The 20,388-nt window shown below is 67.9% G+C and carries 19 protein-coding genes; 2 read left to right on the forward strand and 17 right to left on the reverse strand.

Annotated elements, in window-relative coordinates; genetic code table 11:
• Window positions 1-730 precede the first annotated feature (730 nt).
• The 5 genes from HRF36_RS05755 to HRF36_RS05775 form a co-directional block, all read right to left on the reverse strand.
• Window positions 731-1,147, reverse strand: coding sequence for a cytochrome c oxidase subunit 4 (locus HRF36_RS05755; protein WP_056256104.1), 417 nt, complete (start codon window positions 1,145-1,147; stop codon window positions 731-733).
• A 5-nt stretch (window positions 1,148-1,152) separates the two neighbouring features.
• Window positions 1,153-2,898, reverse strand: coding sequence for a cytochrome c oxidase subunit I (gene ctaD, locus HRF36_RS05760; RefSeq protein WP_173207422.1), 1,746 nt, complete (start codon window positions 2,896-2,898; stop codon window positions 1,153-1,155).
• Window positions 2,899-2,909: 11 nt separating this feature from the next.
• Window positions 2,910-3,767 carry a cytochrome c oxidase subunit II gene (gene coxB / locus HRF36_RS05765; protein WP_173207425.1) on the reverse strand — a complete coding sequence of 286 codons (858 nt, stop codon included), beginning with the start codon at window positions 3,765-3,767 and terminating at the stop codon, window positions 2,910-2,912.
• Window positions 3,768-4,024: 257 nt separating this feature from the next.
• Complete coding sequence (gene erpA, locus HRF36_RS05770) at window positions 4,025-4,387, reverse strand: iron-sulfur cluster insertion protein ErpA (protein WP_043594936.1); 363 nt, start codon at window positions 4,385-4,387, stop codon at window positions 4,025-4,027.
• 133 nt (window positions 4,388-4,520) lie between these two features.
• On the reverse strand, window positions 4,521-5,936 hold the full coding sequence (locus tag HRF36_RS05775) for a dipeptidase (RefSeq protein WP_173207428.1): 1,416 nt from the start codon (window positions 5,934-5,936) through the stop codon (window positions 4,521-4,523).
• 41 nt (window positions 5,937-5,977) lie between these two features.
• Between HRF36_RS05775 and HRF36_RS05780 the strand changes: the two genes are divergently transcribed.
• Window positions 5,978-6,556, forward strand: a complete 579-nt coding sequence (locus HRF36_RS05780; RefSeq protein WP_173207431.1) for a DUF3043 domain-containing protein — start codon at window positions 5,978-5,980, stop codon at window positions 6,554-6,556.
• A gap of 87 nt (window positions 6,557-6,643) precedes the next feature.
• Here HRF36_RS05780 and HRF36_RS05785 read toward each other — a convergent pair whose 3' ends face one another.
• The 3 genes from HRF36_RS05785 to hisD form a co-directional block, all read right to left on the reverse strand.
• Entirely contained in the window at window positions 6,644-7,696 is a 1,053-nt protein-coding gene (locus HRF36_RS05785) for a quinone-dependent dihydroorotate dehydrogenase (protein WP_173207434.1), read from the reverse strand.
• Window positions 7,693-8,175: a transcriptional regulator NrdR gene (gene nrdR, locus HRF36_RS05790; RefSeq protein ID WP_173207437.1), complete on the reverse strand. Its 483-nt coding sequence runs from the start codon at window positions 8,173-8,175 to the stop codon at window positions 7,693-7,695. Before nrdR ends, HRF36_RS05785 begins: the two co-directional genes overlap by 4 nt.
• Window positions 8,176-8,257: 82 nt before the next feature.
• Window positions 8,258-9,568, reverse strand: a complete 1,311-nt coding sequence (gene hisD / locus HRF36_RS05795) for a histidinol dehydrogenase (RefSeq protein ID WP_173207440.1) — start codon at window positions 9,566-9,568, stop codon at window positions 8,258-8,260.
• A gap of 33 nt (window positions 9,569-9,601) precedes the next feature.
• On the opposite strand from hisD, the gene HRF36_RS05800 reads away from it, so the two are divergent.
• Window positions 9,602-10,120 carry a flavin reductase family protein gene (locus HRF36_RS05800; RefSeq protein WP_173207443.1) on the forward strand — a complete coding sequence of 173 codons (519 nt, stop codon included), beginning with the start codon at window positions 9,602-9,604 and terminating at the stop codon, window positions 10,118-10,120.
• Window positions 10,121-10,192: 72 nt separating this feature from the next.
• Here HRF36_RS05800 and dnaE read toward each other — a convergent pair whose 3' ends face one another.
• From dnaE to HRF36_RS05845, 9 genes are all read right to left on the reverse strand, one after another.
• Window positions 10,193-13,657: a DNA polymerase III subunit alpha gene (dnaE, locus tag HRF36_RS05805; protein WP_217271065.1), complete on the reverse strand. Its 3,465-nt coding sequence runs from the start codon at window positions 13,655-13,657 to the stop codon at window positions 10,193-10,195.
• A 98-nt stretch (window positions 13,658-13,755) separates the two neighbouring features.
• Window positions 13,756-14,679 carry an RluA family pseudouridine synthase gene (locus HRF36_RS05810; RefSeq protein WP_173207445.1) on the reverse strand — a complete coding sequence of 308 codons (924 nt, stop codon included), beginning with the start codon at window positions 14,677-14,679 and terminating at the stop codon, window positions 13,756-13,758.
• Window positions 14,676-15,326 (reverse strand): signal peptidase II, encoded by a 651-nt coding sequence (lspA, locus tag HRF36_RS05815; protein WP_254281001.1) that lies wholly within the window; start codon window positions 15,324-15,326, stop codon window positions 14,676-14,678. Before lspA ends, HRF36_RS05810 begins: the two co-directional genes overlap by 4 nt.
• Before the next feature lie 4 nt (window positions 15,327-15,330).
• On the reverse strand, window positions 15,331-16,104 hold the full coding sequence (locus HRF36_RS05820; protein WP_173207448.1) for a DivIVA domain-containing protein: 774 nt from the start codon (window positions 16,102-16,104) through the stop codon (window positions 15,331-15,333).
• A 145-nt stretch (window positions 16,105-16,249) separates the two neighbouring features.
• Window positions 16,250-16,552: a YggT family protein gene (locus tag HRF36_RS05825; RefSeq protein WP_043594929.1), complete on the reverse strand. Its 303-nt coding sequence runs from the start codon at window positions 16,550-16,552 to the stop codon at window positions 16,250-16,252.
• Between the two features lie 93 nt (window positions 16,553-16,645).
• Complete coding sequence (locus HRF36_RS05830) at window positions 16,646-17,173, reverse strand: cell division protein SepF (RefSeq protein ID WP_173207451.1); 528 nt, start codon at window positions 17,171-17,173, stop codon at window positions 16,646-16,648.
• 37 nt (window positions 17,174-17,210) lie between these two features.
• Complete coding sequence (locus HRF36_RS05835; RefSeq protein WP_173207453.1) at window positions 17,211-17,909, reverse strand: YggS family pyridoxal phosphate-dependent enzyme; 699 nt, start codon at window positions 17,907-17,909, stop codon at window positions 17,211-17,213.
• Window positions 17,910-17,915: 6 nt separating this feature from the next.
• Window positions 17,916-19,076 carry a cell division protein FtsZ gene (ftsZ, locus tag HRF36_RS05840; protein WP_054146791.1) on the reverse strand — a complete coding sequence of 387 codons (1,161 nt, stop codon included), beginning with the start codon at window positions 19,074-19,076 and terminating at the stop codon, window positions 17,916-17,918.
• A gap of 138 nt (window positions 19,077-19,214) precedes the next feature.
• The gene (locus tag HRF36_RS05845) at window positions 19,215-20,369 is read right to left on the reverse strand and encodes an FtsQ-type POTRA domain-containing protein (RefSeq protein WP_173207456.1); all 1,155 of its coding nucleotides are present in this window, start codon (window positions 20,367-20,369) and stop codon (window positions 19,215-19,217) included.
• Window positions 20,370-20,388: the final 19 nt, after the last annotated feature.

The following is a 20,388-nucleotide window of genomic DNA, read 5'->3' on the forward strand; positions in this document are numbered from 1 at the left end:
TGAGGCGAGGCGATGAGGACCCCAGCGCGCATGTCCGCTGGGCGCTTTTCATCAGCGATGCGTACGGCCCCTACGAGCATTGTGGGTTGAGGAGCACAGGGGCCAACGGCCGACGTTCGCCCAGCGACAGGACTCCCCGTCCACGCCACGCAGGCGCCCATGGCGCAACAGTCATCCCGTCTTCGCTCACACCACGCTCGCATCACGCCCCCAGGGCAACTCACCTCGGCCGCCCGGGCGATTGTGTGCCCGGGTTTGCGACGAGCGTGGGCGAAGCGATGAGAGCGGCTGCCCGTGTCGATGACGGTACCGCTGGACGTTCTCTTCCCTCTGGTCGAGGACCTGGACAACCAGATCAGAGCCTCGAGGGTCGATCTTCCTGTAGCCGAGCTCACGGCTGGCCAGGAGGCCGTCGCGGCCATACCCCCGACGAGCACAGGAGTGGTGCCGGCCCCGGGGTGCCCGCGTAGGCTGAAGTGTCGCCCTTCCCGCAACCACCGCGCACTCGCTCCCATGTTGATGGCGCGGATCATCGACAGTTCGTCGGAGCCTCCGGCTGGCGAGCTTGATGACCGCGTGCACGGGTGGTGGCCTGTGCCAACCGACGGCGAGGACCAGCGAGATCCCACGGGGTGGCTCACGAAGGGCAAGCCCGGCTCGCCCCCAGCCGAGACACCACAGGGCGCCGGTCCGAAGACCGACGCCCTGTCCGCTCGAGAGAGCAGTGGCTCTAGTGCGCGAAGTTACCGCGGTAGTACTCGTAGACCCAACCGACCAGTGCCACGGCCGTCAGGGCGGCACCGATGTAGATGATCCACATGCCGACGGCCAGCGCCAGGAAGATCAGGCTGCAGCCGGCGGCCAGGATGATGGGCCACCACGACCACGGGCTGAAGAAGCCCATCTCGGGGTCGCCGTCGTCGATGTTGGCGTCGAGGCGGTCCTCGGGGAGTTCGCCGCCTTGCGTAGCGTGGGAGCGGCCCATGTAGAAGGCCAAGAAGGCCCCCAACATGCCCGCCAAGCCGATGCCGAGTGTGCCGGCCCATTCGACGCGACCGGTGTCGAGCAGGCTCCACAGCACGTACACGGCGCACATCAGGAAGAAGAAGATCGCGAGGATCCAGAACAACGTCGCGTTGGTCTTCATCGGGACTACTTCACTTTCTCGCTGGACGCGTCGTACGTCGGGGCATCCGGGGCATCCTTCACCGGACCGATCCCGACGGGCAGACCCGCCTCGGGGTGGTTCAGGTCGAAGGCCGGCGACTCGGAACGGATTCGCGGGATCGACGTGAAGTTGTGTCGCGGCGGCGGGCAGGACGTGGCCCACTCGAGCGATCGTGAGTAACCCCACGGGTCGTTGACCTCGACCTTGGGAGCACGACGAGCCGTGATGTAGACGTTGTAGAGGAACGGCAGGATCGAGACGCCCAGGAGCATCGCCCCGATGGTCGACAGCTGGTTCATCCACGTGAAGTGGTCTTCGGGCTGGTACGTGGCGTAGCGGCGGGGCATGCCCATGACACCGAGCCAGTGCTGCACGAGGAAGGTCGTGTGGAAGCCGATGAAGAGCATCCAGAAGTGGATCTTGCCGAGACGCTCGTTGAGCATCTTGCCCGTCCACTTCGGCCACCAGAAGTAGAAGCCGGAGAACATGGCGAACACGACCGTGCCGAAGACGACGTAGTGGAAGTGCGCCACCACGAAGTAGGTGTCCGAGACGTGGAAGTCGAGAGGAGGGGACGCCAGGATGACGCCCGTCAGGCCACCGAACGTGAAGGTGATCAAGAAGCCGATGGCCCACAGCATGGGCGTCTCGAACGTGACCGATCCACGCCACATGGTGCCGATCCAGTTGAAGATCTTTACCCCGGTGGGGACGGCGATCAGCATGGTCATCAGCGAGAAGAACGGCAGCAGGACGGAACCGGTGACGTACATGTGGTGCGCCCACACCGTGACCGAGAGTGCCGCGATCGAGATGGTCGCGTAGACCAGCGTCTTGTAGCCGAAGATCGGCTTGCGGCTGAACACCGGGAACACTTCGGACACGATGCCGAAGAACGGCAGGGCGATGATGTACACCTCGGGGTGACCGAAGAACCAGAAGAGGTGCTGCCAGAGGATGGCACCTCCGTTGGCCGGGTTGAAGACCTGGGCGTCGAAGACGCGGTCGAAACCGAGACCGAACAGGGCAGCTGCGAGCACCGGGAACGCCATGATCACGAGGATCGAGGTGATCAAGGTGTTCCAGGTGAAGATCGGCATCCGCCACATGGTCATGCCCGGGGCGCGCATCGAGACGATCGTGGTGATGAAGTTCACGGAACCCAGGATCGTGCTGAATCCGGTGAGCCCCAGACCGAAGACCCACAGGTTGCCGCCGAGCCCTGGTGAGAAGGTCGTGTCACTGAGCGGCGCGTAGGCGAACCACCCGAACGAGGCCGCGCCCTGCGGGGTCAAGAAGCCAGCGACGGCGATGATCGACCCGAACGAGTAGAGCCAGAACGCGAAGCCGTTGAGGCGGGGGAACGCGACGTCCGGCGCGCCGATCTGGAGCGGCATGAGCACGTTCGCGAAGCCCGAGAAGAGAGGGGTGGCGAACATGAGCAGCATGATCGTGCCGTGCATGGTGAAGAGCTGGTTGTACTGCTCTTTCGTCGCGACGATCTCGAGGCCCGGCGCGAAGAGCTGGGCGCGGATGATCAACGCCATGACGCCGCCGAGGCAGAAGAAGAGGAACGACGTGATCAGGTACATGTACCCGATCGTCTTGTGGTCGGTCGACGTGATCCAGTTGACGACGACGTTGCCCTTGCGGCCGACCTTCGAGGCGCCGAAGTCCTGGCCGGACGAGGTCCCACCGGTGGTGGGACGGGTGGCGGTGGCTGAGCTCATCGAACCGTGCCTTACTTCTCGGAGTCTTCGGTGCCGGCGGCGTTGGCGGGTGCCTCGGTGCCGGGCTGGTTGGTGTTGGTGTTGTACTGGTCGCCCAGCAGGCCCGTGTTGCCTTCGGCGTCGAGCGTCTGAAGGTAACGGTCGTACTCGGACTGCGAGACGACCTTGACGTTGAAGAGCATCAGCGAGTGGTACTCACCGCACAGCTCGGCGCACTTTCCGCTGAACGTTCCCTCTTTCTCAGGGGTGAAGTACATCGAGTTCGTCTTGCCGGGGATCGTGTCCTTCTTGTACAGGAAGTCGATGATCCAGAAGGAGTGCGCCACGTCACGCGACTTGAGGTCGATCTGCACCGTCTTGCCCACCGGCAGGTAGAGCTCGGGGAGCTGGCTCTCGTCGATCGTGCCGTCACCCAGCTCTTGGGCCTGGATGCCCTGGTAGTAGACGCTCTCGTCTTCATTCTGCTGGTCGATGTAGTTGAAGTCCCAGGCCCAACGCTTGGCGTAGACGTCGATCTTCACGTCAGGGCTCGCGGTGGGCGCCTCGATGGCGGCTTGGTCGCGCGCCGTGAAGGCGAAGAACCCCAGGACGAGAATGAGCGGAACGACCGTGTAGAAGATCTCGATCGGCATGTTGTAGCGCAGCTGGACGGGCAGTCCGGTCTGGCCCTTGCGGCGACGGTAGGCCACGCAGACCCAGATGATCAGGCCCCACACGATGACACCGACGATCAGGAGCACGATCCACGAGGTGACCCAGAGGCCGATGACGCGGTCCACGTGGTTGGTCGTGCCTGCGGTGGTGGGCAACCACCCCTGGAGCTGGTCGGTGGTGCACCCCGCTAGCACGAGAGCCAGGACGACTGCCATGGGGGCGGCAGCCCAACGAAGACGGCGGTTAGAGCGCACTGTTACCTCTCGGATGACACGACAGTGGGGGTGTTCCCAGTGTTCACGGGGACCTGCCTAGCTTACTCGCAGGTTTGACCACCCAACGCACGTCACGCGCCGAAACCTTCTCGACGTCGAGTGAGAACGGCCTTGGAGACACGAGAAGGGGCCACCCGACGGGGTGGCCCCTTCTCGACGGCGAGCCGTCGCCTGCGTGTCGGCCCGGCGCCTGCCGGTCAGTGGAAGCTGTCGCCGCAGGCGCAGCTTCCCTGCGCGTTGGGGTTGTCGATCGTGAAGCCCTGCTTCTGGATGGTGTCCTCGAAGTCGATCGCCGCACCGTCGAGATACGGGACGCTCATCTTGTCGACGATGACTTCGACACCGTCGAAGTCGACCGTCGCGTCTCCGTCCAGCATGCGCTCGTCGAAGTAGAGCTGGTAGATGAGCCCCGAGCAGCCACCGGGCTGGACGGCCACGCGCAGGCGCAGGTCGTCTCGACCCTCTTGCGTGAGCAGGCTCTTCACCTTGTCCGCAGCGGTGGACGTGATCGTCACGCCGTGTGCCTTCGCGTCGACGGGAGCGGTTGCGATGTCGGTCATGGTGCCTCCTTCGGGCCGGGTCGAGTGCGGGGCACTCGTCGTCGACCAGTGTAAGCAGCCGAGCGCCGGTTTTGTTCCGGAACCGCGCCTCCTCGGAGCGTGGACGCGGCCGAGGAGGTGCGACCCACGCGGGTCAGCCCCTCGCGTCGAGGCGCGCGATCAGGATGGCCTCGCTGAGGATCGCCCGGTGCAACACCCCCAGGTGCTGGGACTCGTTGGGGCTGTGGGCTCGCGTGTCGGGGTCCTCGACGCCGGTCACGAGGATCTGGGCCTCGGGGAAGGTCCTGACGAGGTCCGCGATGAATGGGATCGACCCGCCGATGCCCGTCTGCACGGGGGCCTCACCCCAGCCCTCCGTCATGGCGACGGTGGCATCCGCGATCGCGGTCCCCGTCGTGTCGACCAGGAAGGGGTCGCCCCGGTCGACGTCGTCGATCCGCACGTGCGCTCCGAAGGGTGCGTGCTCGTGCAGGTGCGCGTCGAGGGCGGCATACGCGGCCTCTGCGGTCTGCCCGGGAGCGATGCGCGCACTGATGCGGACGGACACCTCGGGGCTCAGCGTGTTGGAGGCGTTGGCGACCGACGGGGCGTCGATGCCGGTCACGGTGATCGACGGCTGCGACCACACCCGGCTGAGGATCGGCCCCCGTCCGATGGGTGTCACACCCTCGAGCAGACCGCTGTCGTCACGCAACTGCTGCTCGCTCTGCTCGGGGTGGTCGGCCTCGCGGCTCGTCAACCCGACCACGGCCACGCTGCCGTCGTCGTCGTGCAGCGTCGCCAGCAGCTTGACCATGGCCATCATCGCGTCGGGGACGGCGCCGCCGAGCATGCCGGAATGGGAAGCGTGGGCCAACGTCCGGACGGTCAGGCGGAAGGTCACGTTGCCCCGCAGGCCGACGGTGATCGCGGGAACGGTCGTGCTCCAGTTGTCCGAGTCGGCCACGACGATCACGTCCGCACGCAGCTCGTCCTCATGCTGCACCAAGAAGTCGGCGAAGGACCGCGAACCGAACTCCTCTTCTCCCTCGATGAACAACGAGACGCCCACGCCGAGGTCGTCACCGAGGACCTCGTGCACTGCACGCAGGGCCGCCACGTGGGTCATCACTCCCGCCTTGTCGTCGGACGCGCCACGTCCGTACAGCCGATCGCCCTTGACCGTCGGCTCGAACGGAGGGGTGTCCCAGTCGGCGTCGTCGCCCTGAGGCTGCACGTCGTGGTGGGCGTACAGGAGGATGGTCGGCTTGCCGTCCCGGGCCGCGCGCCGCGCGAGCACGGCGGGCTGGCCGAGGATGCCGCTGTCACCGATGGGTGCACGGCTCACGGTCACCCGATCGAAGAGTCCCGTGCCGTCGACCAGTGACGCGACCGCCTCGGCGCTCCGGCGTACGTGCTCGGGGTCGAAGGCCTCCCACGAGACGGAGGGGATGCGCACGAGAGCCCCCAGATCGGCGATCGTCGCGGGTAGACCCGCGTGCACGGCCTCCGCGAGTTCGCTGACAGTACGGGGGTCGGTCGGTCGGACAGGATGCTGCGAGTCGCTCATGCAGGTAATCTTAGGAACTCGGACAACCCTGAGGATCTCCCGTGGCCAAGCCAGACAGCAAAACGACCGAGACGACCGCCGTCGCCGAACCCGAGTCGACCGCGGTCGGCAAGGGTCGCCCGACGCCCACGCGACGCGAGCGCGAGGCCGCCAACCAGCGCCCGCTCGTCGCCTCCGGCAAAGAAGCGCAGAAGGCGCAGCGGGCTCGTCTCGCCGAACAGCGTGATCGCGCCCGCGTCGGCCTGGCGAACGGTGAGGAGCGATTCCTGCCCGATCGCGACAAGGGGCCTCAGCGTCGGTTCATCCGTGACCACGTCGATGCACGGTTCAGCGTCGGTGAGGCCATGATCCCGATCATGGTCGTCGTCATCGCGATGACGCTCGTCCAGTCAGCGGCCATCCAGTCGATCACACTCCTCGTGCTCTGGGGTTTCTTCGCCCTGGCCGTGGTGGACTGCCTGATCGTCGGCCGCAGCGTGAACCGCAAGCTCGCCGCCAAGTACGGCGCCGAGAACGTGCGCAAGGGCAACCGCTGGTACGCGGCTATGCGTGCGATGCAACTCAAGCCCATGCGTCTCCCGAAACCCCAGGTCAAGCGCGGGGAGTACCCCACGGCCTAGTCGAGAGGCAGCGCCCGACGGCGAACGGCGTCATCCTTCACGGGTGACGCCGTTCGTCGTTCTCGATCGGGACGACCGAGGACGACGTCACGCAGCCATTCGTCGGCGCCGGAGGACGACGAGCCCACGGTTGACCTGGCGCGCCCACAGCGGCCCGCGGTAGAGGAACGCCGTGTAGCCCTGGACCAAGGTGGCTCCGGCCCGGAGTCGTTCGTCGACGTCCGCGGCGCTCGAGACCCCGCCGACCGAGATGACACACGTCTCGGCCGGGACGGACTCGCGAACGAGCTTGAGCACCTCGATCGATCGCGCGGCGAGCGGCGCGCCCGACAGGCCGCCGGCGCCGGCGGCATCGACGACGGATGCCTCGCTGGCGAGACCCTCTCTCGACAGCGTCGTGTTGGTCGCGATCACGCCGGCCAGGCCGAGCTCGGTCACGAGGGCACCGATCCGTCGCACGCCCTCGTCGTCGAGGTCGGGCGCGATCTTGACCAGGACGGGTGTGTGCCCTGCGGCATCACGGACGGCCTCGAGCAAAGGTGCGAGCTTGTCGAGCTCTTGCAGCCCACGCAGCCCCGGAGTGTTGGGGGAGCTGACGTTCACGGCCAGGTAGTCGGCGAGAGGAGCCAAGAGACGCGTACTGGCCAGGTAGTCGTCGATCGCGTCGTCGACGTCGACGGCGCGACTCTTGCCGATGTTCACGCCGATGACGGGCCGCGAGGGGGCCGAGCGGGCACGGCTGAGCTCGAGGGCAGCTGCGTGGGCACCAAAGTTGTTGAATCCCATGCGGTTGACCACGGCGAGGTCGGGCACGAGTCGGAAGAGCCGTGGGCGCTCGTTGCCGGGCTGCGACCGGGCCGTGATCGTCCCCACCTCGACGTGGCCGAAGCCGAGGGCGCCGAGGCCCGCGACGCCCTTGGCGTCTTTGTCGAAACCGGCTGCGACGCCGAAGGGCGAGCTGAAACGGAGCCCGAGGGCGTCGACGGCGAGGGACGGGGCCGGAGCCGTGAGTCGACCCACGATCCCGGCCAGTCGGAGCTTCGGGAGGGCCGTGATCACCCGGAAGGCGAGGTGGTGGGCGTCCTCGGGGTCCATCTTGGCGAAGACGGTGTCGAACAGGACGCGGTACGGAGCCCTCATTCGTCGACCGACCGGGTGGGACGAGGACGCGACGTGTGTTCCTCGCGCAACTGGCCGATGGAGGCTTCGAAGTCCTCGAGGGAGTCGAAGGCCTGGTAGACGCTGGCGAAGCGCAGGTAGGCCACCTCGTCGAGGTCGCGGAGTGGAGGCAGGATGGCGAGGCCGATGTCGTTCGCCTCGATCTGCGAGGCTCCGCTCGCGCGGACGGCCTCCTCGACCTTCTGGGCCAACACCGCGAGGTCACCGTCGGTCACCGGGCGGCCCTGGCAGGCCTTGCGAACCCCCGAGATGATCTTGTCGCGACTGAACGGCTCGAGGACTCCGTTTCGCTTCACCACGTTGAGGCTGGCGGTCTCGGTCGTGCTGAACCGACGACCGCAGTTCGGGCACTGCCGACGACGGCGGATCGAGGTGCCGTCGTCACTGGTACGGGAGTCGACGACTCGGGAGTCGGGGTGGCGGCAGAAGGGGCAGAACATGGTGCAGCCAGATTATCGGACCCGGGGCTCGACGACGCACGCTCGGCGGGCGACGGACCGCAGCCCTGTCCGCCGGAGCGGGTCAGGGGCGCGAGAGCCGCGCTGCGACGGCCTCGCCGTGGGCGGGCAACAGCTCGGCATTCGACAGCGCGACGAGCCGCTCGGCGACGGCTTCCAAGGCCTCGGCGTCGTACCGGACGATCTGCTGCGGCCGGAGGAACGTGAACGCCCCGAGCCCCGACGAGAACCGCGACTGCCCACTCGTGGGCAGGACGTGGTTCGAACCAGCGAGGTAGTCGCCCAAGCTGACAGGTGTGTCGGGGCCGACGAAGATCGCACCCGCGTCCGTGATGTCGGCCAACACCGCGTCGTCGTCACGCGTCTGCACCTCGAGGTGCTCGGGCCCGTAGGCATTGCTGAACGCCGCGGCCTGGCGCAGGTCGTCGACCAGGACCACCGCGGACTGACGCCCCGAGAGGGCCGTCCGGACCCGGGCGGCGCTGAGGGTGCGCGGTACGAGGCGGGTCAGTTCGGCGACGACCGCCTCACCGAACGGGGCCGAGTCCGTCACGAGCACGGCCGAGGCCTCCTCGTCGTGCTCGGCCTGGCTGATCAGGTCGACGGCGACCAGCGTGGCGTCGGCCGAGTCGTCGGCGATCACCAGGATCTCGGTCGCCCCGGCCACGGAGTCGATGCCCACACGACCGCGCACGAGCTGTTTGGCAGCCGCGACGAAGTTGTTGCCGGGACCGGTGATGACCTGGACCGGCTCGAGCTCGAGCTCGGGTACGCCGTACGCGAGTGCTCCGATCGCCCCGGCACCGCCTATCGCGTAGACCTCGTCGATGCCGAGCAACCCGGCGGCGCCCAGGATCACGGGGTGGACTCCCCCACCGTGGTCTCGCTGCGCCGGCGACACGAGGGCGATCGAGGACACGCCCGCCACCTGAGCCGGGACGACGTTCATCACCACGCTCGAGGGGTACACGGCCTTGCCTCCCGGCACGTACACGCCGGCGCGTGTCACAGGCTGCCAGCGCTGCTCGATGATGGCGCCCGGAGCGGGACGGGTGACCGTGGGGGCCGGCACCTGCGCTCGACTGGCCTCGGTGACCCGCGCGATCGACTCCACCAGCGCCTCCTTGACCAGGGGGTCGAGGGCCGCGACGGCATCGTCGATGGTCTGCGTCGCGACGCGCAGTGCGTCGGGACGCACGCCGTCGAATCGAGCCGCCTGGTCACGCAGGGCGGCGGCACCCCGTTCGCGGACGTCGTCGACGAGGCGTCGAGCCGCGTCCGTCGCGGCTCCCACGTCGGCGTGGGACCTGGGGACGAGGTCGAGTAGCTGGGCGTGCGTGGGCGCGAGACCGCGCAGATCTGTGGTCTGGATCATGGCCTGCTCAGCCTAGTCAGTAGGGTCGAGAGCATGACGGACGACAACGCGACGACCTCGCGGCCCGACCACTCTCTCGAGGTGTTCAAGGAAGCGTTCCGCCGGCACGCCGCCGGTGTCGCCATCGTGACGGCCCGTGACGCCCAGGGCGACCCGGTCGGTTTCACCGCGACGTCACTGGCGTCGCTGGCCGCCGTTCCGCCACTCGCGACCTTCAACATGGCGCGGACCGCGAGCTCGTGGGCCGCCCTCTCGGAGACCGACCAGGTCATCGTGCACCTGCTCGGCCTGCGCAACCGGGATCTCGCCCGTCGCATGGCGGGCCCCGCCGCCGAGCGCTTCACGGGCGACCACTGGAGCGACGGACCGAACGGGGTGCCGCTGCTGTCCGGGGTGACCGCATGGATGACGGGGACCGTCGTCGAGCGGGTACCCGTCCACGGCAACGCCGTGGTCGTCGTACGCATCGGAACGGGCGGTGTCGGCGAGGACGACGACGCCTTGCTCTACCACGACCGTCGTTACCTCAGGCCCGTCCACCTCGAGGACTGAGGTCGGTCGGCCGCACCGCTCGGGTCGCACCAAGCGGATCGCACCGGGGCACGGCCCCGGGCTCCGGCCACCTCAGACGAGGCAGCCGGGGCCCAGCAGGCTCTTGAGTTCGCCGAAGAGATCAGCCGTGACATCGACCGGCATGGGGATCTCGAACACCCGGGCCGCCTCGCCCTTGACGAGACGGAGACGGACCTCGGTGCCACCGGCATGTCGGCCGAGGACCGCAGCGAGCTCGGTGACCGTGTCGTGGGTCGCCCGGTGCTCGGGCATCTGCAGCAGCAGGGGCCCGTGATTGACGCCGACGCCGAGATCGGGCATGAACATGCTCGCGGCGTGCATGTTCATGCCGTCGTCGCGGACGCTGACCCGCCCCTTCAGGACGATGATCGAGTCGCCGACCAGCGACGGACCGAACTCTTGGTACGTCTTGCCCAGGAACATCGCCGAGATCTCTCCCCCGAAGTCCTCGACGGTGATGATGCCGTAGGGGTTGCCGGAGTTGCGTGCGACACGGTGCTGCACACTGGTGATCAGGCCGGCGATCGTGACCGTCTCGCCGTCGATCGTGGCCGGGTCGCTCGCCAGGATGTCGGTGACCGTCGTCTGGGCGTGCTTGGCCAGGGGCAGCTCGAGGCCGGCGAGCGGATGATCGGAGACGTAGAGGCCCAGCATGTCGCGTTCGAAGGCCAGCTTGTCGCGCTTGGACCACTCCGGTCGCTCGGGCACGTGCTGAACGTCCTGGGGCTCGTCCCACAGAGAGTCGAAGTCGAAGCCGACCTGGCCGTTCGCCTCGGCACGTTTCTCGCTGACCGCGGCCTCGACGGCCGACTCGTGGATCTCGACCAGCGCTCGCCTGGTCGACCCGAGCGAGTCGAACGCCCCCGCCTTGACGAGGGACTCGACGGTGCGCTTGTTCGCCACCGGAAGCGGCACCTTGCGCAGGAAATCGTGGAACGACGTGAAGGCGCCCTCTTTCTTGCGCGCGGCGATGACATGGTCGACCACGTTGAAGCCCACGTTGCGGACGGCGCCCATGCCGAAGCGGATGTCGTCGCCGACGGCCGCGAAGAACCCGATGGACTCGTTGACGTCCGGCGGCAGCACCTTGATGCCCATGCGACGGCACTCGTTGAGATAGAGGCCCAGCTTGTCGCGGGAGTCGCCCGTGCTGGTCAGCAGGGCGGCCATGTACTCGGCCGGGTAGTGCGCCTTGAGGTAGGCCGTCCAGTACGAGACCACGCCGTACGCCGCGGAGTGAGCCTTGTTGAACGCGTAGTCGGAGAAGGGAAGCAGGATGTCCCAGAGCATCTTGACGGCGTCGGGCGAGAAGCCGTTGTCGAACATGCCCTGCTCGAACCCGGCGTACTGCTTGTCGAGCTCGGATTTCTTCTTCTTGCCCATGGCACGTCGGAGGATGTCGGCCTGACCGAGTGAGAAGCCCGCGACCTTCTGAGCGATCGCCATGACCTGCTCTTGGTAGATGATCAGACCGTAGCTGGTCGACAGGATCTCTTTCAGCGGCTCTTCGAGCTCGGGGTGGATGGGGGTGATCTCTTGCGCACCGTTCTTGCGCAGGGCGTAGTTCGTGTGCGAATTGGCGCCCATGGGCCCCGGCCGGTAGAGCGCGATGACGGCGGAGATGTCCTCGAAGTTGTCGGGCTTCATCAGGCGCAGGAGCCCCCGCATGGGCCCGCCGTCGAGTTGGAACACCCCGAGGGTGTCGCCGCGACCCAGCAACTCGTAGGCCCCACGGTCGTCCAGCTCGAGATCTTCGAGAACCAGGTCGAAGCCACGGTTCGTCTTGATGTTGTCGAGGGCGTCGTTGATGATCGTGAGGTTGCGCAGCCCCAGGAAGTCCATCTTGATCAGGCCGAGCGACTCGCACGCCGGGTAGTCGAATTGCGTGACGATCTGACCGTCTTGCTCTCGCTTCATGATCGGGATGATGTCGATGAGCGGGTCGCTCGACATGATGACGCCTGCCGCATGCACGCCCCATTGCCGCTTCAGGCCCTCGAGTCCGAGCGCCGTGTCGAAGACGGTCTTGGCCTCGGGGTCGGACTCGACCACGGTGCGGATGTCACCGGCCTCTTTGTACCGGTCGTGCTGCTTGTCGAAGATGCCGGTGAGTGGGATGTCCTTGCCCATCACGGCGGGGGGCATGGCCTTGGTCAGCTTCTCCCCCATGCCGAAGGGGAACCCGAGCACGCGTGAGCTGTCTTTCAGGGCTTGTTTCGCCTTGATCGTGCCGTACGTGACGATCTGGGCGACGCGTTCGTCACCGTACTTCTCGGTGACGTACTGGATCACCTCACCACGGCGGCGGTCGTCGAAGTCGACGTCGAAGTCGGGCATCGAGACGCGGTCGGGGTTGAGGAACCGCTCGAAGATCAGACCGTGACGCAGCGGATCGAGATCGGTGATGCGCATGGCGTAGGCAGCCATCGAACCGGCCCCCGAGCCACGGCCGGGACCGACCCGGATGCCGTTCTCCTTGGACCAGTTGATGAAGTCGGCGACCACGAGGAAGTACCCGGGGAACCCCATGCCCGTGATGACACCGATCTCGTACTCGGCCTGTTTCCGCACGTCGTCGGGGATTCCCGCCGGGTAGCGGTACACGAGCCCCTTCTCGACCTCTTTGATGAACCAGGTCTCTTCGGTCTCGCCCTCGGGCACCGGGTATCGCGGCATGTAGTTGGCCGAGGTGTTGAACTGGACGTCACACCGCTCGGCGATGAGCAGTGTGTTGTCGCAGGCCTCGGGGTGGTCACGGAAGAGGTGCCGCATCTGCTGGGCGGACTTGAGGTAGAACTCGTCCGCGTCGAACTTGAAGCGGTTCGGATCGTTCAGCGTCGAGCCCGACTGCACGCAGAGGAGGGCCGCGTGACTCGTCGCGTCGTGCTCGTGCGTGTAGTGCAGGTCGTTCGTCGCGACGAGCGGCAGATCGAGGTCTTTGGCCAGGCGCAGGAGATCGCCCATGATCTGGCGTTCGATGCCGAGCCCGTGGTCCATGATCTCGGCAAAGTAGTTCTCTCGGCCGAAGATGTCACGGAAGTCGGACGCCGCCTTGAGCGCCTCGTCGTACTGGCCGAGCCGAAGACGTGTCTGCACCTCGCCGCTCGGGCACCCGGTCGTCGCGATCAGCCCCTCGGAGTACTGCGAGAGCAGCTCGCGGTCCATGCGCGGCTTGAAGTAGTACCCCTCGAGCGAAGCACGCGATGACAGCCGGAACAGGTTGTGCATTCCTGTGGTGCTCTCGGACAGGAGGGTCATGTGCGTGTAGGCACCGGAGCCGGACACGTCGTCCCGCCCGCCGTCGCCCCACCGCACACGCGTCTTGTCACCCCGGTGCGTGCCCGGGGTGATGTAGGCCTCGGTACCGATGATGGGCTTGACGCCTGCCTCGGTCGCGGTCTTCCAGAAGTCGTAGGCGCCGAACACGTTGCCGTGGTCGGTGACCGCGACCGCGGGCATCCCCTGCGCCGCGGCCTCGGCGACCAGCGGTGTGACCCGGGCCGCCCCGTCGAGCATCGAGTACTCGCTGTGCACGTGCAGATGGACGAATGAGTCTTTGCTCGAGGCCACGGGGCTCCTCGTCTGGTGGTGGATCTGGCGGCTAGGGGAACAGCCTAACTCCGCCGGAGGACATCGAGAGCGTGCTGCAGATCGGCGGGGTAGGTCGACCGGTACACGACCGGTTCGCCCGTGCCGGGGTGTCGGAATCCGAGCTGCACGGCGTGGAGCCACTGGCGTGTCAGGCCGAGGGTCGCCGACAACGTGGGATCGGCGCCGTAGGTCGCGTCGCCGACGCACGGGTGTCGCTGCGCCGCCATGTGGACCCGGATCTGGTGCGTCCGCCCCGTCTCGAGATGAATCTCGAGCAACGACGCCGACGGGAACGCCTCGACCGTCTCGTAGTGGGTGACCGAGGGCTTGCCGTCCACGACGACCGCGAACTTCCAGTCGGACGAGGGGTGTCGCCCGATGGGCGCGTCGATCGTTCCCGTCAGCGGGTCGGGGTGACCCTGGACGACGGCGTTGTAGATCTTCTCGACCGTCCGCTCACGGAACGCCTGCTTGAGCAGTGTGTAGGCGCGCTCCGTCTTGGCGACGACCATCAGGCCGCTGGTGCCCACGTCGAGTCGGTGCACGATGCCGGCACGCTCGGACGCGCCCGACGTCGAGACGGTGAACCCCGCCGCAGCGAGCCCACCGAGCACCGTCGGGCCCGTCCAACCCACGGACGGGTGGGCGGCGACGCCGACCGGCTTGTCGACGACGACGATCTCGTCGTCGTCGTGGACGACGGCCATGCCGGGAACCTCGACAGGGACGACCGCGGGCGCCTCGCGCGGCGACCACGTGACGTCGAGCCACGCGCCGGGCTCGAGCCGGTCCGACTTGCCGACGGTACGGCCGTCGACCGTGACCCCACCCGATGCCGCGACCTCGGCCGCGAAGGTGCGGCTGAAGCCGAGAAGCTTGGCCAGGGCGGCGTCGACCCGCTCGCCGGCAAGCCCGTCGGGCACCGGAAGGGCACGCGACTCGCTCACGAGGCGCCCTGGTGGTCCGCAGGAGGCGCGGTGTCCGCAGTCGGGGCCGGGCGACCGTCGTCCGCTCGGGAGTCCGCCCGGGGAGGAGGCATGGGATCGTCCTCTTCTGTGGTCCGGGTCTTCTTCGCACTCGGTGTGCGGGTGCCGTCGAGACCGATGCCCAGGAGCGTCAAGAGCAGGAGCAGCCCCATGCTCGACACGATGAACACGTCCGCCACGTTGAAGATGGCCGGCAGCAGGGACGGGAAGTAGATGAAATCGACGACGTGTCCTTGCCCGAAAGAGGGCTCGCGGAGCAGGCGGTCGGTCAGGTTGCCGAGGGTGCCACCGAGCAGCATGCCCAGCATGATCGCCCAGGCGCGTGACCTGATGCGTCGAGACACGACCACGATCGCGACGGCGACTCCCGTTGCGGCGATCGAGAAGATCCATGTCGCCCCACTCGCGAACGAGAAGGCGGCCCCGGGGTTCTTGACGAAGTGCAGCTGGAAGAACTCGCCGAGGACGTCCACGGAGTCGCCTTCGACGAGCGTCCGGGTGACCAGCAGTTTGGTGCCCTGGTCGAGGCAGTAGGCCACGACCGCGACGAAGGCCAGCGTCGCGAGAACGCGGACGCTGGCCTTCGAGGTGGGCTTGTCGCTCGACAAGACCTTAGTTCGAGCCGAAGCCCTGGGCGCTGGCGGGGGTGGGCCGGGCGGCCTCACCCGTGCCTTCGCCGTCGAGCTCGTGCAGCTGACCCTCGATGTAGCTCTTGAGCTTGGAACGGTAGTCACGCTCGAACGAGCGCAGGTCGTCGATGCGACGCTCGACGCCCGACCGCTCGGTGTTGAGGCGGTCCAGGATTTCACGCTGCTGGGTCTCGGCGGCGCCGACGATGTCACGCGACTTCGTCTCGGCCTCGGCGACGACCTCGCGCTGGCGCGCCTCGGCCTCGGACACGAGACGGGCGGCGGTCGTGTGACCCTCGGCGATGAGTGCGTCGCGCTTCTCGACACCCTCTCGGACGTGCTCCTCGTGGAGGCGGCGCGCGAGCTGCAGCAGGCTGTTGGTGCTGCTGGTCTCGTCGTCCTCGGACACTGCCGGAGCGGCGTAGGCGGGAGCGGACGCGACCGCTGCGGGGGCCGCGACGGGCTCGGGCTCGACGACCGGCTCGGATTCGACGGCCTCGGGAGCCGACGCGGGCGCCGGCGCAGACGCAGGAGCCGGAGCACTGGCCACCGGGGCCGATGCGGGGGCGACCTGTGCCGCGGGGGCGGAATCACCGGACGAGAGGCGCTGACGCAGCTCGTCGTTCTCTTGGTTGAGACGTCTCAGCTCGGCGACGACCTCGTCGAGGAAGTCATCGACCTCGTCCTGGTCGTATCCCTCGCGGAACTTCGTCGGCTGGAACCGTTTGTTGACTACGTCTTCCGGCGTCAAAGCCATTGCCGTCACCTCGTGCATCTGTTGGATCGTGTGATCGTGGTCTGGGTCGTTCTTCTACACCGTAGAGGAGCGAGGCCCGGTCGGGCCGGGATCGTGCCGTTCGGGCGCTGCAGTGAGCCTACCCTGTCGCTCGCGGGAGGCGTGGTCAGCCGAAGGTGCGCAGCCCGGAGGCCACGCTCATCAGGATGATGACGGCCAGCATGATGATGCTCCAGCCGAAGTCGAGTGCCACCGACCCGAGCCGCACGGGCGGAAGGATCTTCCGCACACGCCGGATGGGCGGATCGGTCACGGTGTACGCCACCTCGGCCAGCACGAGCACGGGCCCCTTGGGCCGCCAGCCGCGACTGAACGATTGAGCGAGGTCGAGCACGAACCGCGCCCACATCAAGAGGAAGAAGATCAGCAGCACGTAGTACGCGATCGTGGCGATCAGGTAAGTGATCATCGGGGTCTCATCAGCTCACACGAGTCGGCGCGAGGGGGCTCGCGGTCGGGCAGGTCGTCACGCCGACGCGGCAACGCCACGACGGCGCACGCGTCACGACTGGGCGAAGAACGACGCTTCGATGTCGGACTCCACCTCGGCCTGCTCGCCGCTCACCGCGATGTGCGCCGGCGACAGCAAGAAGACCTTGTTGGTGACACGCTCGATCTTGCCGTACAGCCCCTGGGAGAGCCCGCTGGCGAAGTCGACCAGACGGCGGGCGTCCGCCTCGGTCATCTGCGACAGGTTGATGATGACCGGGATGCCGTCTCGGAAGCTCTCGGCGATCGCCTGGGCGTCCTTGTACTCGCGGGGGTGGACCGTCAGGATCTCGTTCATGTCGTGGGGCACCGTATTCTTCGAGGGCGAGGAGCGACGCAGAGGCGTCACGGGGGCGCGCGTGGGCGCGGGAGCCGCGGCGGGCGCCGCGTGGACCGGAGCGACGGGCGCGGGGGCCTGGGCGGCCGCCTGCGGCCGCGACGACTGCTGGGGCTGCGCTCGCTCGTGGGGCTGCTCGTCGTACTCGAGCTCTTCGTCGGCGAGGCCCAGGTAGACCATCGTCTTGCGCAGCGGGTTGGCCATGGTGTTCCTCCGAGTCAGTGGATCGTCAGGACCGACATTAACGAGCATCGGGGCGAGAACCCGTGATTGCCGTGCCGATCCGTAGGTGTGTCGCGCCCTCGGCGATCGCGTCGGCGAAGTCGTACGACATGCCGGCCGACACGGCGTCGGCCGTCGGCGAGAGGGACCGCACCCGGTCGGAGACCGCCAGGAGGCGCGCGAAAGCAGGTCGCGCCTCCTCGTCAAGGGGCGCGACCGCCATGACACCCCGCAGCCGGAGGCCCGGGGTCGAGAGCACCCTCTCGGCGAGCCGTTCGACGTCGCCCTCGGGGACTCCCCCACGGCCGGGGTCGTCGGTCAGGTTGACCTGGACGAAGCCGTCGAGCACGGATCCGGAGTCGTCGGCCAAGGCGTCGACGACGGAGTCACGGTCGAGCGAGTGGACCGCGTGCGCGTACCGTCGTGCCTGCCGAGCCTTCTTCGACTGCAGTTGCCCGACGAAGTGCCATCGAAGCCCCTCGAGATTACCGAGCTCGGCGGTCTTGGCCTGTGCCTCTTGGTGCCGGTTCTCTCCGACGTCCCGGACGCCCAGGGCGTACAACGCCCTGATCAGCCCGACCGGATGGAACTTCGTCACGACGATCGTCGTGATCTCGGCCGGGGAGCGACCGGCCGCGGCACATGCGGCGTCCACGGCCGCGGCGACCCGGGCGAGACGCTCGCCCGGATCGCCGTCGACGGTCGTCGGATCGGTCACGCGTCGTTACTTGAGGAAGTCCGGGACGTCGAGGTCGTCGTCACCGTCGTCGAAGGCGGGGTCGACGGCCTGCGTCGCAGGCTCTTCGGGACGCTTCCAGGCGGCGGGCTCGTGCGTCGCACCGCTGTCGGCGATGGCCGAGACACCGGCGACCGAGGTCGCCGTGGGCCCCTCGGAGTCGACGAAGCTCGACCGGCGGTCCTTCACCTTGGTCGACGGCTCGCCGCCGTCGAAACCGGCCGCGATGACGGTGACGCGCACCTCGTCGCCGAGGGTGTCGTCGATCACGGCGCCGAAGATGATGTTGGCCTCGGCGTGGACGGCCTCTTGCACGAGACGTGCTGCGTCGTTGATCTCGAAGATGCCGAGGTTCGAACCACCCTGGATCGACAGCAGCACCCCGTGCGCACCGTCGATGCTCGCCTCGAGCAGCGGCGAGGCGACGGCCAGTTCGGCCGCCTTGATCGCACGATCGGCGCCCCGCGACGAACCGATGCCCATGAGGGCCGAACCAGCGCCCTGCATGACCGACTTGACGTCGGCGAAGTCGAGGTTGATCAGACCGGGCGTCGTGATGAGGTCGGTGATGCCCTGGACACCGGCGAGGAGCACCTGGTCGGCCGTTCCGAACGCCTCGACCATGCTGATGCCGCGCTCGCTGATCTCGAGCAGACGGTCGTTGGGGACCACGATGAGGGTGTCGACCTCGTCTTTCAGGGCGGCGACGCCCGCCTCGGCCTGGGCCTGGCGGCGCTTGCCCTCGAAACCGAAGGGCTTCGTGACGACACCGATGGTCAGGGCGCCGATCGACTTGGCGATGCGGGCGACGACCGGGGCTCCGCCGGTGCCGGTGCCGCCCCCCTCGCCCGCCGTGACGAAGACCATGTCGGCACCCGCGAGGGCTTCTTCGATCTCTTCGGCGTGGTCTTCCGCTGCGCGGCGTCCGACCTCGGGGTCGGCGCCCGCGCCGAGGCCGCGGGTCAACTCGCGACCGACGTCGAGCTTGACGTCGGCGTCGCTCAGCAGCAGCGCCTGGGCGTCGGTGTTGATGGCGATGAACTCCACCCCGCGGAGCCCGAGTTCGATCATGCGGTTGACGGCATTGACGCCACCGCCGCCGACACCGACGACCTTGATCACGGCTAGGTAGTTATGGTTCGTTGTCACGTCCGGGCCTCCGCTTGAACCTTAACTCTGCAGTTGAAGGTTAAAGTTGTACATGGTATGCAAGTTCTGCAGTCACAAGGTATGGGTGCGCTGCACACGCTGTCGCCAGGGTGGCCAGCGTGTCGCGAACACACCCTCTCATCTCGTCCTGATGATCCCGTTGTCGGGCGCGGACACGTCGTACTCGACACTCGCCCCGGGGTCGCGCCGTGCCTGGTCCGCGATCAGCCCCGCGAGCACCTGCGCCTTCTTCGCCGATTCGTCGGCGCTGCCCCAGACGACCCGCTCACCCGAGGTGAGCTGCAGGGTGACGTCGTCGGCCGTCGACGCCGTCACGGTGTCGACGGTGGAGCGCAGGGTCACCGGCAGCGCCAGCAACACCTCGGCGACCGAGCGGTAAGCGGGTCCGTCCAGGGCGGCTCCCCCGACGTCGACGAGGGGCACCCCCTCTTGCCGCGCGTCGAGCGACTGCACGACGACCCCGGCCGGATCGACGAGCTCGAAGCCGTCCCCTGCAGCGACCGTGGCGACGGGCTGCCGCTCCTGGACGCGGACGACCAGCGTGTGCGGTGGCGCCGTCTCGGTGACGTAGCTGGCGATCAGCGGGAAGGCCGCGAGCTCGCGAGTGACCTCGTCGAAGTCGATCAGGGCGAGGGGGGTGCCGAGCTGTCCGTCGAGTGCCGTCTGCACGGCCGAGGCGTCGACCCGCTGCGTGCCTTCGACGCGGATGGTCTGCAACGACAGCAACGGCGAGAACACGGCGACCGCGACGGACGCGACGAGGAGGAGGACGACGGCCCCGAGCGAGACCAGGGTCGCCCGACGGTGACGGCTCCGACGCGTGAAGCGACGGACCTCGACGCGTTCGACGCGCCTCCGTTCGCTCGACGCCCGGCGGGCCTGTCGGCGGGCCGCGACGGCCCGCTCCTTGGCCTCGGCCGCCGTGCCGTCCGGTGCGTCGATGCGCGGCGGCACGGAGCCGGAGGCCTTGGCCGCGGTCGAGCCGGCGGGGTCGGTGGGCACGGCCTTCGCCGATCGGTCGCGCCAGGGCGAGCGGCCCCCGGCGACCGTCGCGAGACGGTCCTTGAGCGAGAAGGCGGAGGTCGACGCACCCGAGGGGTCGTCACCACGAGCTGCCCGCGTCGCACCGTTTCTTTCGCCGGAGGATCGTGGACCGCCGACGACGGGGACGGGCCCTGTCGTGTCGGCGTCCCGGCCACGGCGACGCCTGGGCTGAGCCGCCGGAGCGTCCTCGGCGGCGCTCGGCTCGTCGAATCCGTCGGGCCGCTTCATCGGAGGGCCCCCGACACCA

Origin of the sequence: Frigoribacterium sp. VKM Ac-2836 (genome assembly GCF_013248995.1) — a bacterium.
Classification (GTDB): Bacteria; Actinomycetota; Actinomycetes; order Actinomycetales; family Microbacteriaceae; genus Frigoribacterium.